Here is a 15,007-nt window from a genome sequence, read left to right as displayed (position 1 = left end):
GAACCCGGCTCGCACACGGCCGGCCTCTGTGCCGGTCTCCACTCGATTGTGGGGGCCCAAGCGCCGAGCTCCGCCCGCGCCGGGTGCGAGTAGCCGCCACCAGCGGTCGACGCACGCGATGCACGGGCGGAGAGTGACCACCCGCAGCGCTCAGCCGAGCGGTACCTGCCGCGGCTCGATCCGGCCGCCGGACCGGACGGCGAACGAGGCTCCGTGCCGCACACCGGAATTCGGGTCCGCCACATCCAGCAGGTAGTACCAGTCCATCTGCGCGTGCTCCGGGGTGACCTCCAGAACGCCGTAGCCGTGCGCATCCAAGTCCACGTAACGCAGGTGGCGGTTGACCGTCTTGATCGATTCGGCGATCGGAGCGGAGTTCGCCCGGAGCATGTCCCCGATGCTGGTCGAGGTCACCGACGGCACCACGAACTCGGCGCCCGCCGTCGCGCCGCCCGGGTAGTCGGCCGCGTCCAAGGGGAGATCGGCGGCCCACGAGGAGTGGATATCGCCGGTCAGGAACAGCACGTCGGAGATCTGCTGGTCGACGATGGCGCGGAACAGCCGCGTGCGGTCGGCGGTGTAACCGTCCCACTGGTCGCCGTTCAACGACGGTCCGGACTGCGGGAGGCCCATGGTGCTGGTGATCGCCGCCGTGGTGGCGGGCTCGAGCGGCGGAAAGACCAGCGGGGCGATCATGACCGAGTTGCCGACCAGCTTCCAGCGCACCGGCGCGGAGGACAAGCCCGCGGTCAGCCATTCCATCTGCGCCTTGCCCGTGATGGTGCGCGCCGGGTTGTCGGCCTCTCGCCAGTTCGCGCCCGGCTTCGCCTCCTGGTCGCGGTAGCTGCGCAGATCCAGCATCGTGAGTTCGGCCAGGGTGCCGAAGCGCAGCCTGCGGTAGATCCGCACGTCGGCGCCGGAGCCGGACGCGCGGACCGGCATCCATTCCAGGTAGGCCTGCGCGGAGGCGGCACGCCGGTCGGCCCAGCTGCCCTCGGTGGCCGGATCGTGGTTGTTCGCGCCGCCGGACCAGGAGTTGTCCGCGGATTCGTGGTCGTCCCAGGTGCAGATGAACGGCAGGGTGGCGTGCAGGCCGAGCAGGTCGGGGTCGGTCTTGTACTGGGCGTGGCGAATGCGGTAGTCAGCCAGGCTGACGATCTCGTCGGCCGGATCGTGCGGGCGCACGGTGCCGTTGCGGCCGCCGTACTTGCCGCGGCCGTATTCGTAGATGTAGTCGCCCAGGTGCACGATCGCGTCCAGGTCGGTACGGGCGGCAAGATGCCGGTAGGCGCCGAAGTAGCCCGCCTCCCAGTTCGAGCACGACACCACGCCGAATCGAAGGCGGTCAGGAGCGTCCGCGGCGGCGGGCGCGGTCTTGGTGCGGCCCACCGAAGAGGTCTGGCCCAGGGCGCTGAACCGATAGAAGTATTCGACACCCGGAGCCAGGCCGGAAACGTCGACCTTCACCGTGTGGTCGGACTCCGCTGAGGCCGTCACGGTGCCGGCGGCGGCGACCGAGGCGAACCGCTCGTCCGCGGCGATCTCCCACTGGACGGTGGCGGGGTCGCCCAGGCCGGAGCCGGCGGTGGCGTCGTCGGAGACGGTCACCCGAGTCCAGATGATCACGCCGTCGGGAAGCGGGTCCCCCGAGGCGACGCCGTGCCGGAACACCGGTGTCGCGGCTTCCGCGCGCCCTGCGGCCGACACCGCGGTGGCGGTGGCGGCGGCGGCCGCGCTGCCCTTGAGAAGGGTGCGCCGAGCGAAGCGTGCGAGGGACGAGGGATCTGAAACGGATACGTTTTCAGGCACGGGTACCGATCCCATCCGAAGTATCGGCGACACGCAACTCCGTTGGCCGCCTCGTCGGCCGGGACCGCGCCGTCGCACCGGGACGGTCGCCCGGGAACGGCATGTCGTGCTGTCGGTGCGCCTCGGTAACGTTCCTTGTCGTGAGCGATGGTTTGTTCGACGTGCCCGGGGCCGCGGTGCCCGCGGAGCATTCGATCGACACTGTGGTGCGCCGGGACGCCGGCGCGCCGCTGGCCGTGCGGATGCGCCCGGCCACGTTGGAGGAAGTGGTCGGCCAGCAGCATCTGCTCGGTCCGGGCTCGCCGCTGCGCAGGCTGATCGAGGGCTCCGGCGCCGCATCGGTGCTGCTGTACGGCCCGCCCGGCACCGGAAAGACCACGCTCGCCTCGCTAATCTCCCAGGCCACCGGCCGCCGGTTCGAGGCGCTCTCGGCGCTCTCGGCCGGGGTCAAAGAGGTGCGCGCGGTCATCGACATGGCCCGGCGCAGGCTGTCGGCGGGCGAGCAGACCGTGCTGTTCATCGACGAGGTGCACCGCTTCTCCAAGACCCAGCAGGACGCCCTGCTCGCCGCGGTGGAGAACCGCATCGTCCTGCTGGTCGGCGCGACCACGGAGAACCCGTCGTTCTCGGTGGTGTCGCCGCTGCTGTCGCGCTCGCTGGTACTGCAACTGCGGTCGCTCACCGAAACCGACATCCGGCAAGTGCTCGGCCGGGCGATCACCGATCCACGCGGCCTCGACGGCGCGTACACGGTGACCGACGCCGCACTCGACCACATCGTCCGGATCGCGGGCGGCGACGCCCGCCGTGCGCTGACCGCGCTGGAAGCGTCGGCGGAGTCCTCGCTCGACGGCACCGTCGACGTGGACCTGGTCGAGGCCAGCGTGGACAAGGCCGCGGTCCGCTACGACCGCGCAGGCGACCAGCACTACGACGTGATCAGCGCGTTCATCAAGTCCATCCGCGGTTCGGACGTCGACGCGGCGCTGCATTACCTCGCGCGCATGCTGAGCGCGGGAGAGGACCCGCGTTTCATCGCGCGCCGGTTGATGATCCACGCGAGCGAGGACATCGGCATGGCCGACCCGATGGCGTTGCAGACGGCCACCGCCGCCGCGCAGGTGGTGCAGCTGGTCGGCCTGCCCGAAGGCCGCCTCGCGCTCGCCCAAGCCACGATCCACCTGGCCACGGCCCCGAAGTCCGGCGCCGTCGTGGCCGCGATCGGCGCCGCCATGGCCGACGTCGCGGCGGGCAAGGCGGGCCCGGTCCCGCCGCACCTGCGCGACGGCCACTACCCCGGCGCGGCGGCGCTCGGCAACGCGCAGGGCTACCGATACCCGCACGACGACAAGGACGGCGTGCTGGCTCAGCAGTACCCGCCCGACGAACTGGTCGGCGTCGACTACTACCACCCCACCGACCACGGCCACGAACGCGAGATCGGCCCCAGGGTCGACAAGCTGCGCCGCATCGTCCGAGGCTGACCGCCCGCCGGCAGGCGTACCGCGTCGGTATCGGTGCATCCGGCAAGGGGCGGAAGGAACACCCGGCAGCGATCGCGGAGACCGGGTCGAGAAGCCGCGCGCGTACGCCGAGACCGGCATCCCGGTCCACCTGCTGGTGGACCGAGACAGCTGCGAGGTAGTCGTGGTCAGCGAGCCGGAGGACGGTGTCTATAGCAAGACCGTGCGACGGGCGTTCGGGAAGACCGTCGAACTGCCTGCTCCGGTGGGCATGAAGCTGGACAGCGAGCCGCTGCGAGGCTGGATTCGCTGACCGGTCGCGGGGACGCGACGGGAGCCCGGTCGATGAATAATCGGGTGCGCGGCACCGGTAGGCTGGGTATTCGTGCAGACCCACGAGATTCGACGGCGTTTCCTGGACCATTTCCTCCGTGCCGGCCACACCGAGGTGCCCAGCGCCTCGCTGATCCTGGCCGACCCGAACCTGCTGTTCGTCAACGCAGGTATGGTCCAGTTCAAGCCGTACTTCCTGGGTCAGGAGGCGCCGCCCTACCCGCGGGCGACCAGCGTGCAGAAATGCGTGCGGACCGGCGACATCGAAGAGGTCGGCGTCACCACCCGGCACAACACGTTCTTCCAGATGGCGGGGAACTTCTCCTTCGGTGACTACTTCAAGGAGGGGGCGATCACCCTCGCCTGGGAGCTGATCTCCAAGCCGCAGGACGACGGCGGTTACGGATTCGATCCCGAGCGCATCTGGGTGACCGTCTACCAGGACGACCCGGAGGCCGCCGAGATCTGGAAGCGGGTCGCGGGCATCCCCGAGGAGCGCATCCAGTTCCGCGACGGCAAGGACAACTACTGGGACATGGGCGTGCCCGGCCCCGGTGGCCCCTGCTCGGAGATCTACTACGACCGCGGCCCCGAATACGGCCGCGACGGCGGACCGGTCGCCGACGAGGATCGCTACCTCGAAATCTGGAACCTCGTGTTCATGCAGGACATCCGCGGCGAGCTGAGCCCGAAGCTCGGGCACCCGCCGGTCGGGTCGCTGCCGAAGAAGAACATCGACACCGGTATGGGCGTCGAGCGTATCGCGCTGCTGCTGCAGGGCGTGGACAACGTCTACGAGACCGACCTGCTGCGCCCGATCATCGACAAGGCCGGTGAACTGACCGGACGCTCCTACGGTGTCCAGCACGAGGACGACGTCCGCTTCCGCGTGATCGCCGACCATGCCCGCACCGCCGCCATGCTGATCGCCGACGGCGTGAATCCGGGCAACGACGGCCGCGGGTACGTGCTGCGCCGCCTCCTGCGCCGCATCGTGCGCTCGGCCCGCCTGCTCGGCGCCGAGAAGCCGGTGATGAGCGAGTTCATGAAGGTCGTCAGCGACCTGATGGCCCCGTCCTATCCGGAGCTGGCCACCGACTTCCGCCGCATCGAGACCGTCGCGGTCGGCGAGGAGACGGCGTTCCTCAAGACGCTGAACACCGGCTCCACCCTGTTCGACAACACCGCCGCCGCGGTGAAGGCGCAGGGCGGCAGCACGATCGCCGGGTCGGACGCGTTCACCCTGCACGACACCTACGGTTTCCCGATCGATCTGACGCTGGAGATGGCCGCGGAGGCCGGGCTGTCGGTGGACGAGGAGGGCTTCCGCTCGCTCATGGCCGAGCAGCGTCAGCGCGCCAAGGAGGACGCGCAGGCGCGCAAGCACGCCCACGCCGACCTGACGATCTACAAGGAGTTCGTCGACCGCGGCGCCACCGAGTTCACCGGCTTCGACGAACTCACCTCCGAGGCCACCGTGCTCGCCCTGATCGCCGACGGCGTGCGGGTGCCGACCGCGACCGCCGGACACGATGTCGAGGTCATCCTGGACCGCAGCCCGCTCTACGCCGAGGCGGGCGGCCAGATCGCCGACCGCGGCTCCATCACCGCCTCCTCGGGGCTGAAGCTGCGCGTGAACGACGTGCAGAAGATCGCCAAGAAGCTGTGGGTGCACAAGACCACGGTGGAGCACGGCCAGATCACCGAGGGCGACGTCGTCCTCGCTCAAGCCGACCCGGCCTGGCGGCGGGGCGCCACCCAGGGCCACTCCGGCACGCACATGGTGCACGCCGCCCTCCGGCAGGTGCTCGGGCCGAACGCCGTGCAGGCCGGTTCGCTGAACAAGCCGGGCTACCTGCGCTTCGACTTCAACTGGCAGGGCCAGCTGTCGGAGCAGCAGAAGGCCGACATCGAGGCCGTCTCCAACGACGCGGTCGGCGCCGACTTCCCGGTGAACACCTTCGTCACCGATCTGCCGAAGGCCAAGCAGATGGGCGCGCTGGCTTTGTTCGGCGAGAACTACGGCAACGAGGTGCGCGTGGTCGAGATCGGCGGTCCGTTCTCGATGGAGCTGTGCGGTGGCACGCACGTGCAGCATTCCTCGCAGATCGGCCCGATCACGGTGCTCGGCGAGTCGTCGGTCGGCTCCGGCGTGCGCCGCGTGGAGGCGTTCGTCGGCTTGGACTCCTACAAGTACCTGGCCAAGGAGCGCGCACTGCTGGCCGGTGTCGCCTCCGCGCTGAAGGTGCCCTCCGAAGATGTGCCTGCTCGCGTCGAGCAGCTGGTGGAGCGGCTGAAGGTGGCCGAGAAAGAGCTCGAGCGCACGAAGATGGCCGCCGTGCTGTCCTCGGCGGGCACATTCGTCGAGGAGGCCGAGCGGGTCGGCCGGCTGCTGCTGGTCGCCGTGGCCGCGCCGGAGGGCGTGTCCGCGGGTGATCTGCGCACACTGGCCACCGACATCCGCGGCCGGTTCGGCAGCGAGCCCGCCGTGGTGGTGCTGCTCGGCAACTCCGACGGCAAGGTGCCGTTCGTGGTGGCGGTGAACAAGCCCGCTCAGGAGCTCGGCATCAAGGCGGGCGATCTGGTCGGCAGTTTCGGCCCGAGCATCGCGGGACGGGGCGGCGGCAAGCCGGAGATGGCGCAGGGCGCGGGCTCGGACCCGTCCGGCATTCCGGCCGGCCTGGCCGCGGTCCGCGCGCGGGTGGCCGAACTCGCCGGGTGATGGGCGACCCCACGGAACCGGAGCGGTCGGCGCAGCGCGGCGCCGACCGGCCGCATCCGGCCACCGACCCCGGTCGGGGCAGGCGGATCGGCGTCGACGTGGGCAGTGTCCGGATCGGGGTCGCCGCGAGCGATCCCGACGGCATTCTCGCCACCCCGGTGGAGACCGTGCCGCGCGCGAAAGAGTCCCGGCGATCGGCTCCCGCACCCGATATCGAAAGAATTGCCGAAATTGTGCGGGAGTACGAGGCAGTCGAGATAATCGTCGGATTGCCGCGTACATTACGCGGGGAGAAGGGCACTGCGGCTACGCTGGCCAGCGCATTCGCTGAGCGATTGCGGGCTGCGGTCGGGTCGGTGCCGGTCCGGCTTTCCGACGAACGTTTGACTACGGTGTCAGCTGCACGTGCATTGCGGGACAGTGGAGTTCGCGCGCGTGGCCAGCGGCAGGTGATCGATCAGGCGGCGGCCGTGTCGATCCTGCAAGGATGGTTGGACGAACGGAGTGCGGTGTTGAGGTCGGTGGAAACGGGGCGTCCTGCGTCGTCCGGGGACGATGCATGACGGATCGGTGGGCGCGGGCCGAGGAACTGTTCCGACAGCGCGAAGCTGATCGGCGTTACCGGAGAGACGACCGGGCCTGGGGCGAGTACGACGGCGACCAGTACGACGACTACGACGACGACACGACCGTCATTCCCCGCTACGTCGACGACGAGGAGGAGCCGGAGCCCACGCCACCGCCACCGCCACCGCGGCGTGGCGGACAGCGCCCGAGGACGACGCGTGCCGAGCCGCCGCGCCGTTCGAAGCGTGCGGACTCGAAGCGCGCGGAGTCGAAACGCGCAAAGCCGGAGCGTTCCGGACGCTCGCAGCGCGGCAAGCGCTCCCGGGTCGCCTCTCGCAAAGCGGCCGAGCGCAAGAAGCGCCGCCGCAATCTATGGCTCGTCGCGGGCGTCTTCATCCTGCTGTTCGCCGGTGCTGTGGTCTTCGCCGGCATGAAGTTCATCGGCAGTTTGGCTCCGCCGAAAGACTTCGCCGGGCCAGGGGGGCCGCTGGTGGTGGTGCAGGTGCATCCGGGCGACACCTCGCAGCAGATCGCGGCGACTATGGTCGAGCGCGGCGTCGTTGCGAGTTCGGGTGCGTTTTTCCAAGCGGCCGTACGCAATTCGAACATGAGCGCGGTGCAGCCCGGCTTCTACGCGATCCCAAGCCAGAGCCCTGCCGCGCAGGCGGTGGCCACGCTGGTCGGCAAGCAGTCCAGGGTGGGCAATCTGGTCGTCTCCGAGGGGCGGCTGCTGCACGACCAGCACGATATGAGCACCGGCGGGCGCTATGACGGCATCTACCGTAAGATCGCGGAAGCCAGCTGCATCGGCACCGGCCCCAACCAGAAGTGCGTGACCTACGAACAGCTCGATGCCGCGGGCGCGAGCCTGGACCTGGCCGCGCTCGGGGTGCCCGAGTGGGCGATGCAGGGTGTCAAGGATTGCCCGGACCGGGCGAGGCAGCTGGAAGGCCTGATCGCCGCGGGCACTTGGGATTTCGATCCGAGCGCCACACCGTCGGAGATCCTGCGGCAATTGGTGACCGCGAGTGCGAAGAGCTATGAATCCACCGGACTGCTGCAGTCCGGCGCCGACACGAGATTGACGCCGTATCAGACGCTGGTCGCCGCCTCGCTGGTGGAACGTGAGGCGAAACCGCAGGATATGGGCAAGGTGGCCCGGGTGATCGTGAACCGGCTGCGGGCCGATCAGATGCTGCAGTTCGACTCGACGGTGAACTACACCCTGGATCGCACCGAGGTGGCGACCACCGACGCCGACCGCGCCCAGGAAACCGCCTGGAACACCTATGCGATGCGTGGCCTGCCCAAGACTCCGATCGCCGCGCCGTCGTTGAACGCGTTGCGCGCCATGGAGAATCCGGAAGTGGGGCCGTGGCTGTACTTCGTCACCGTCGACAAGCAGGGCACCACCCTGTTCACCGACGACTATCAGGAGCATCTGCGCCTGATCGCACGGGCACAGCGCAGCGGCATCCTCGACAGTTCCAAGGACAGCGGTGGCCGGTAATCGCAAGGCGGCGGTGCTCGGCAAGCCGATCGCGCATTCGCGATCGCCGCAGCTGCACCTTGCCGCGTACCGCGCGCTCGGACTGAACTGGAGCTATGAGCGCATCGAATGCTCGGCCGAGCAGCTGCCCGGGCTGGTCGACGGACTCGGCCCGGAATGGGTCGGGCTCTCGGTGACCATGCCAGGCAAGGAAGCGGCGCTGGCCTACGCGGACGAGCGCACCGACCGGGCGGTGCTGGTCGGCTCGGCCAACACCCTGGTCCGCCGGGACGCGGGCTGGCTGGCCGACTGCACCGACGTGGACGGTGTGCTCGGCGCGCTGCGCGGTGGCGGTGTCACCGATCTGACCGACGGCGTGGTGCTGGGTGCGGGCGGCACCGCGCGGCCCGCCCTGCTGGCGTTGTCGGAGCTGGGCGCGAAGTCGGTGACCGTGGTCGCCCGAGACCCCGGACGGGCGCGTGGTGCCCTCGAACTCGCCGAGCGGCTGGGGATGATCGCCTCGCTGGCCGGCTTCGATGCCGGCACGCTCCGCGCGAGCTGTGCGGCGGCCGGCGCCGTGGTGAGCACCATTCCCGCCACCGCGGCCGCGGTCGTCGCCCCCGCGGTGGCCGAGGCGCCGGTGGTGCTCGACGCGATCTACAACCCCTGGCCGACGCCACTGGCCGATGCGGTGGCGCGGGCCGGGCACACCGTGGTCAGCGGTTTGCAGATGTTGTTGAACCAGGCTTACGGGCAGGTCGAGCTGTTCACCGGGCAACCAGCGCCGCGCGCGGAGATGGCGGCGGCGCTGGAGGAGGAGCATCGACCCGGGAACTGATATCGGTTCTCTTCCTGGCGTCCTTGCCCTTCCGCTGCCGTGACAACCGTATTAGTCTGCTGTTCAATGCGTTTCGACGGAGGGGGAGCATCGTGTCGATCAGAATCGGGATCGCCGCCGCAATGGCGGTCGCCGCGTCTACGTTCGCTTGCGCCGGGCAGTCGGCGGCGAAAGCCGATGGGTGCGCATCGGCGCAGCCGACTTGGGGTTTCCAATGCGTGGCCGCGGCGTCGAACGTGTCGCTGGCGAACTGCTTGAAATCCAGGCCGCTGTGGCACGATCGGGCGGAGTGTGTGCACCGGAACGATGGCAGCGATAGGTACGACCTCTGGATTCCGTCCAACTGAGCCACGCAGCGCCATAGGCGCTACCGCAAAACACAGCTATGGTGTTTCGCATGACTTCTTGGTTGCTGCGGGCCGTCGTGCTCGGCGCGCTGGTGGTGGCGTTGCGCTCCTTGCTCGGGTTCGCGATGGTGTACTGGCCGACGCACGGGGCGGTGATGCGCATCCTGTGCCTGGTCGTGCTGATCGCAGCCATCGTGTCCTGGGGTGTGCTGGACGGTCGTCGGGACCGCGCCGCGAGCGGAGACCCCGAACGTGGCGCCGATCTGACGATGATGTGGCTGAAGGCCGCCGTCCTCGGTGGTGTCGGCAGCGGGCTGGCGGCGTGGATCCTGGACTTCGTTCCTCGGTTCGACCTGGGTGACAACGGCCTGCTCTTCGAAGTCACGGCGGGCGCGTCGTTCATCATCCTGCTGATCTTCGTGCCCGCGCTGATCGGCGTCGGCATCGGCCGGATGCTGGCCGATCGGCAGAACAATAGCGGGCGCTCCAAGCCGCCGTCGTTGTACTCCGCCGCGGGCAGCGTGGTCTGATCCCGCGAAGAAAGAACGGCGCGCCCGTGGTCGGGCGCGCCGTTTTCGTTTGCCAGGTCCCGCCGGCTACAGCAGTACCGCGCCGCCGCTCGGGCTGTCCTCCCGGGCGATCGCCGAGTAAGCGGCGGCCAGCAGGGTGGGATCGGGCCCCTCCAGGCGTCCTGGCTTGGCCAGGCCGTCGAGCACGACGAAACGCAGCACGCCGGAGCGCGTCTTCTTGTCCGTCTGCATGGCGTCCAGCAGCTGCGGAAGCGCGTCGGCGTCGTAGCTGGTCGGCAGGCCGACGGCGGACAGGATCGCGCGATGACGGTCGGCGGTCTCGTCATCGAGACGGCCCGCGAGACGACCGAGCTCGGCGGCGAACACCAGTCCGACGGAGACCGCGGCGCCGTGGCGCCACCGGTAACGCTCCCGCCGTTCGATGGCGTGCCCCAGGGTGTGACCGTAGTTCAGGATCTCGCGAAGGCTGGATTCCTTCAGATCGGCGGCGACCACGTCGGCTTTCACCTGGATCGCGCGGCGGATCAGTTCCGGCAGCACCTCGCCGGTCGGGTCGAGGGCGGCCTCCGGGTCGCGCTCCACCAGCTCGAGGATCACCGGGTCGGCGATGAATCCGGCCTTGATGATCTCCGCCATGCCCGCGACGATCTCGTTGCGCGGCACCGTCTCCAGGGTGGCCAGGTCGACCAGCACTGCGGCCGGTTCGTGGAAGCAGCCGACGAGATTCTTGCCCGCCTCGGTGTTGATGCCGGTCTTGCCGCCGACCGCCGCGTCGACCATCGCCAGCAGCGTGGTGGGCACGTGTACGATCCGAACCCCGCGCATCCAGGTGGCGGCGACGAAACCGGCCAGATCGGTCGCCGCGCCGCCGCCGAGGCTGACCACGACGTCGTTGCGGGTCAGACCGATGCGCCCGAGCACCTCCCAGCAGAAGCCGGCGACCGCGAGTTCCTTGCCCGCCTCGGCATCCGGGATCTCGATGCGGTGCGCGTCGATGCCGGTGTCGGCCAGCGCCTTTCGCACCACTTCCGCGGTCTCCGTGAGCGGCGGCTGATGGAAGACGGCCACGGTGCGCACGCCTTTGGTCGCGCTGTTGACCGACTCGACGAGTTCGCCGAGCAACCCGCGGCCGATGATCACCTGGTACGGGTCGGCGGTCCGGACTTCGAGACGACTCGGCTCTGTCACGTGGCTTGCTCCGATTCTGTTGTTGCTGTTGTCGACTGCTGCCGCGCCCGGGAGCGGGCACGGCGTGCGCGGGCGCGCCGGGATCGGCTGCCTGCCGTCTCACCGTTGCCCGTTCCGCTCGCGGCGTCGGGTTCGCTCGTGACGCTCCTGCGGGTGCGCCGGGACCGCACGTCGGCGGTCACCGTCGATTCAGCCGGGGCGCCGGTCGCTGCGTCGGTCGTCTCGCACTGATCGGCCGCCTTGCGCCGGGCCGCCGCTCTCGCTCTGGCGCGCCGACGGGCCCGGGATCGGCTGCTGCCCTGCGGGATTCCGCTGGACGGTGGCCGGAGATCCGTTTCGGCCGGTTCGACCGGCTCCACGCCGAGTTTGGTCATGATCATCCGCACCACGCGGCCCGGGCTGCGGCCGTCGGTGCGAACCCGGACGGTGGCCACTTCCCGGTACAGCGGCCGGCGGGTGCGCATCAACTCCCGATATTTCGCGCCGGGGTCGGCGCCGTTGAGCAGTGGCCGCTGCGTGCTCGCGCCGGTGCGCCGAAGACCTTCCGCGATGCTGATCTCCAGATAGACGACGGTGCGACCGCGCAGGAGCGCCCTGGTGTTCGCGGACAGCACGGCGCCGCCGCCGAGCGAGACGACGCCGCGTTCGGCGAGCACGGCGCGGCGCACCACCCGCTCCTCGATCTTGCGGAATTCGGGTTCACCGTCTTCGGCGAAGATCTCCGGGATGGTGCGACCGGTCTCGCGCTCGATGCCGGCATCGGTGTCGTACAGCTCGACGCCGAGTTCCCTGGCGAGCTTGCGGCCGATCGTGGACTTCCCCGCCCCCGGCGGTCCGACCAGCACCACGCGCGGGGCGCGCGGATCGGTCTGCACGATCATTGCGACCGACTGTCCGCGTGCACGTGGGGCCGGATGCTGATGCGCTTGACGTAGCTGGTGATGTTCTCGACGGTCTCGGTGAGCGAGTCGCCGCCGAACTTCTCCAGCGCGGCCTGCGCGACGACCAGCGCCACCATCGATTCGGCGACCACGCCCGCGGCGGGCACGGCACACACGTCCGACCGCTGATGGATGGCGACGGCCTCGTCGCCGGTGGTCATGTCGACGGTGGACAGCGCACGCGGCACGGTGGAAATCGGCTTCATGGCCGCGCGCACGCGCAGCGCCTCGCCATTGGTCATGCCGCCTTCCAGGCCGCCTGCGCGGTTGGTGGAGCGCAGCACGCCGTCGGGGCCGGGGCGCATCTCGTCGTGCGCCTGACTGCCGCGGCGGCGTGCGGTCTCGAAGCCGTCGCCGACCTCGACGCCCTTGATGGCCTGGATGCCCATCACCGCGGCCGCGAGCCGCGCGTCCAGCCGGTTCTCGCCGCTGGTGAACGAGCCGAGGCCGACCGGAAGTCCCGCCACGACCACCTCGACCACGCCACCGAGGGTGTCGCCGTCCTTCTTGGCGGCCTCGATCTCGGCGATCATCGCGGCTTCGGCGTCCTTGTCGAACGCACGCACCGGGCTCTCGTCCACCGCGGCGAGATCGGCCGCGGTCGGCACGATGCCGGAGGTGTTCTGCGCCGTGCCGATCGACACGACGTGCGAGACGACCTCCGCGCCGAACGCCTGGCGCAGGAAATTCCGCGCGACGGTACCCGCCGCGACGCGCGCGGCGGTCTCCCTGGCGCTGGCGCGCTCGAGCACGTTGCGGGCGTCGTCGAAGTTGTACTTGAGCATGCCGGAGTAATCGGCGTGCCCGGGCCGCGGCCTGGTCAAGGGAGCGTTGCGGGCGAGGTCGGCGAGTTCGGCCGGATCGACCGGGTCGGCGGACATGACCGTCGTCCACTTCGGCCACTCGGAGTTGGCCACCTCGATGGCCACCGGGCCGCCCATGGTGCGCCCGTGCCGCACGCCGCCGACGACGGTGACCTTGTCGGCCTCGAACTTCATCCGAGCGCCGCGACCGTAGCCGAGCCTGCGACGGGCCAACTGCGCGGAGATCTCGTCCGACGTGACCTCGACGCCTGCCACCATCCCCTCCAGGATGGCGACGAGAGCGGGACCATGGGATTCTCCGGCAGTTATCCAACGCAGCACATCGTTCATCTTCCCATGTCGACGCCCATGCTCGGGAACGTGGCCCGCCGTGACGACGCGCAGAGGCGCTCAGCGGGCTATGACGATGGGGCGGTCCACCGAGCGCAGCAGAGCGTCACCGACCGAGCCGAACAGCAGCCGCGCCAAGGTCCCTCGGCCGCGGTTGCCCACCACCAGCAACTGCCCGTCGCGGGAGCGTTCGAGCAACTGCCGCTCCGGACGGTCGCGGACGACCTCGCGCCGGATGGTCAGCTCCGGATAGTGCTCCTGCCAGCCGGCCAGGCTGGTGGCGAGCAGCGCTTCCTCGGTCCTGCGCAGCGCGGTCCAGTCGGTGCCGATGGCGGCCAGCGGTTCGACCTCGCCCCAGGTGTGCACGGCCACCAGTTCGACGCCGCGCAACGACGCCTCCGTCGCCGCGACCCCGATGGCGGCCTGCTCGGCTGTCGAGCCGTCCACGCCGACGATCACCGGACCCGTGTTCGCCCGGTCCCACAGCGGCGTCTCGGCGGGCACCACCGCCACGGGGCAGTCGGCGTCCCTGGCGACGGCGGTGCTGACCGAGCCGAGCAGGACGCGCTGGACGCGTCCGATTCCGCGGGTGCCGACCACGAGCATCGCCGCGTTCCGGGAGCGCTCGATGAGGGCGGTGGCGATGTGCGCGGTGCGGATCTCGGTGCCGATGGTGATGTCGCGCACGGCGTGTGCGGCCGCCACGGCGGCGTCCGCCGCGCGCTCGATCGCCTCGTCCGCCTCGCGTACCCGCAACAACGCCGCCGGACGAGGCGGATCGTCGTCGTCGGAGCCGAGCGACGACTCGACGACGAGTGCGATGTGGAGGGGAGCGTCGTGCAGCGCGGCGGTCTGCGCCGCCCAGCGGACCGCCACGATCGATTGTTCCGAACCGTCGGTTCCCACGACGATCGGTCTCCGCACCGGATACCTCGAATTCACTGGGCGGCTCCTTCTCGACGCTGCTTCCGCTGTACTGGCGCACTCGAGGGGCGACTCCTCCGAGGTGCTGGATCACGCGTCGTCGATGCGGCGGCAGCTCGCAGAAGTCGTTGCCCACGATTGATGCTACCGATGAATTGCTATTGATTTGCTGGCTTCGTGATACGCCCAGCGCGCGTCGCGGAGGCGTCGAGTGGTGACGGTCGGACTCAGGTCGAGCCGAGGGTCGATGGCAGCAGAGCCAGCACTGTCGCCAGGCACATAGCGGGACCATGCGGCACCGTGAGCCCCCTGTCGCCGGGGTCGGCGGCGCCCCAGCCGCGTACGCCCCGGCAGGCCAGCGCTCCGAGCGCGACGCACGCGGTGAGCGCCGGTGCGCCGAGTGCCGCCCATACCCACGGCCGGGCACCGCCCAAGGCGGCAGCACCACCCAGCATCACCGCGAGCTTGACGTCGCCTGCGCCCAGCGCGGCGGGCGCGGCGAGGTGCACGAGCAGGTACGGCGCCGCAAGCAACAGCGCGCCCAGTAGTGCGGCGGTGAGTTGCTCTGTGTACAAGGCATATCCGAGGACGGTCAGCGCGCCCCAACCCGTCCACCGGTTCGGTAGGCGCCGTTCGCGTAGGTCGAACACGGTCAGTACCGCGCACCAGGCGATGAGCACGGCGCACGCGAGAGGAGTCATG

General features: G+C 70.0%; 12 protein-coding genes and 1 pseudogene. 7 read left to right on the top strand and 6 right to left on the bottom strand.

Translation table 11 applies throughout. The features are described 5' to 3' along the window. Nucleotides 1–150: 150 nt before the first annotated feature. Nucleotides 151–1,824: an alkaline phosphatase D family protein gene (locus tag ON21_RS16700; protein WP_051020876.1), complete on the bottom strand. Its 1,674-nt coding sequence runs from the start codon at nucleotides 1,822–1,824 to the stop codon at nucleotides 151–153. Between the two features lie 86 nt (nucleotides 1,825–1,910). Here ON21_RS16700 and ON21_RS16695 point away from each other — a divergent pair, with 86 nt between their 5' ends. From ON21_RS16695 to ON21_RS16660, 7 genes are all read left to right on the top strand, one after another. Continuing rightward, the gene (locus ON21_RS16695) at nucleotides 1,911–3,293 is read left to right on the top strand and encodes a replication-associated recombination protein A (RefSeq protein WP_051020875.1); all 1,383 of its coding nucleotides are present in this window, start codon (nucleotides 1,911–1,913) and stop codon (nucleotides 3,291–3,293) included. Between the two features lie 163 nt (nucleotides 3,294–3,456). After that, nucleotides 3,457–3,585: a hypothetical protein gene (locus tag ON21_RS40895; RefSeq protein WP_308417990.1), complete on the top strand. Its 129-nt coding sequence runs from the start codon at nucleotides 3,457–3,459 to the stop codon at nucleotides 3,583–3,585. 72 nt (nucleotides 3,586–3,657) lie between these two features. Continuing rightward, nucleotides 3,658–6,327, top strand: a complete 2,670-nt coding sequence (gene alaS, locus ON21_RS16685; RefSeq protein ID WP_039798948.1) for an alanine--tRNA ligase — start codon at nucleotides 3,658–3,660, stop codon at nucleotides 6,325–6,327. Then, a complete protein-coding gene (gene ruvX, locus ON21_RS16680) occupies nucleotides 6,327–6,890 on the top strand; it encodes a Holliday junction resolvase RuvX (protein ID WP_039798947.1) in 564 nt (187 codons plus the stop codon). Before alaS ends, ruvX begins: the two co-directional genes overlap by 1 nt. Next, nucleotides 6,887–8,404 (top strand): endolytic transglycosylase MltG, encoded by a 1,518-nt coding sequence (locus ON21_RS16675; RefSeq protein ID WP_039798946.1) that lies wholly within the window; start codon nucleotides 6,887–6,889, stop codon nucleotides 8,402–8,404. Before ruvX ends, ON21_RS16675 begins: the two co-directional genes overlap by 4 nt. Beyond that, the gene (locus tag ON21_RS16670) at nucleotides 8,394–9,221 is read left to right on the top strand and encodes a shikimate dehydrogenase (RefSeq protein WP_039798945.1); all 828 of its coding nucleotides are present in this window, start codon (nucleotides 8,394–8,396) and stop codon (nucleotides 9,219–9,221) included. The genes ON21_RS16675 and ON21_RS16670 overlap by 11 nt, the downstream gene beginning before the upstream one ends. 397 nt (nucleotides 9,222–9,618) lie before the next feature. Further along, nucleotides 9,619–10,098, top strand: a complete 480-nt coding sequence (locus tag ON21_RS16660) for a B-4DMT family transporter (RefSeq protein WP_039799002.1) — start codon at nucleotides 9,619–9,621, stop codon at nucleotides 10,096–10,098. 66 nt (nucleotides 10,099–10,164) lie between these two features. On the opposite strand, the gene aroB is transcribed toward ON21_RS16660, so the two are convergent. The 5 genes and pseudogenes from aroB to ON21_RS16635 all read right to left on the bottom strand — a co-directional run bounded on the left by aroB (nucleotide 10,165) and on the right by ON21_RS16635 (nucleotide 15,006). After that, nucleotides 10,165–11,286 carry a 3-dehydroquinate synthase gene (aroB, locus tag ON21_RS16655; protein WP_039798944.1) on the bottom strand — a complete coding sequence of 374 codons (1,122 nt, stop codon included), beginning with the start codon at nucleotides 11,284–11,286 and terminating at the stop codon, nucleotides 10,165–10,167. A gap of 362 nt (nucleotides 11,287–11,648) precedes the next feature. Beyond that, nucleotides 11,649–12,167 (bottom strand): annotated as a pseudogene (locus tag ON21_RS40135) (shikimate kinase); the annotation flags it as partial. Then, on the bottom strand, nucleotides 12,164–13,372 hold the full coding sequence (gene aroC, locus ON21_RS16645; RefSeq protein WP_039799000.1) for a chorismate synthase: 1,209 nt from the start codon (nucleotides 13,370–13,372) through the stop codon (nucleotides 12,164–12,166). The pseudogene ON21_RS40135 and the gene aroC, both read right to left, overlap by 4 nt. A gap of 69 nt (nucleotides 13,373–13,441) precedes the next feature. Beyond that, a complete protein-coding gene (locus tag ON21_RS16640; protein ID WP_039798999.1) occupies nucleotides 13,442–14,305 on the bottom strand; it encodes a universal stress protein in 864 nt (287 codons plus the stop codon). A gap of 227 nt (nucleotides 14,306–14,532) precedes the next feature. Then, entirely contained in the window at nucleotides 14,533–15,006 is a 474-nt protein-coding gene (locus tag ON21_RS16635) for a prepilin peptidase (RefSeq protein ID WP_039798942.1), read from the bottom strand. Nucleotide 15,007 lies beyond the last annotated feature (1 nt).

Origin of the sequence: Nocardia araoensis NBRC 100135, assembly GCF_000308435.1 — a bacterium.
Classification (GTDB): domain Bacteria; phylum Actinomycetota; class Actinomycetes; order Mycobacteriales; family Mycobacteriaceae; genus Nocardia; species Nocardia araoensis.
Note: the sequence above shows the minus strand (reverse complement) of the source record. Positions and strands in the feature narration are given on the sequence as shown.

What these genes read in the sequence shown, in the direction of transcription:
- ON21_RS16700 (WP_051020876.1), bottom strand. Translation starts at nt 1,824, where the DNA reads ATGGGATCGGTACCCGTGCCTGAAAACGTATCCGTTTCAGATCCCTCG.
- ON21_RS16695 (WP_051020875.1), top strand. Translation starts at nt 1,911, where the DNA reads ATGTCGTGCTGTCGGTGCGCCTCGGTAACGTTCCTTGTCGTGAGCGAT.
- ruvX (WP_039798947.1), top strand. Translation starts at nt 6,327, where the DNA reads ATGGGCGACCCCACGGAACCGGAGCGGTCGGCGCAGCGCGGCGCCGAC.
- ON21_RS16675 (WP_039798946.1), top strand. Translation starts at nt 6,887, where the DNA reads ATGACGGATCGGTGGGCGCGGGCCGAGGAACTGTTCCGACAGCGCGAA.
- ON21_RS16660 (WP_039799002.1), top strand. Translation starts at nt 9,619, where the DNA reads ATGACTTCTTGGTTGCTGCGGGCCGTCGTGCTCGGCGCGCTGGTGGTG.
- ON21_RS16635 (WP_039798942.1), bottom strand. Translation starts at nt 15,006, where the DNA reads ATGACTCCTCTCGCGTGCGCCGTGCTCATCGCCTGGTGCGCGGTACTG.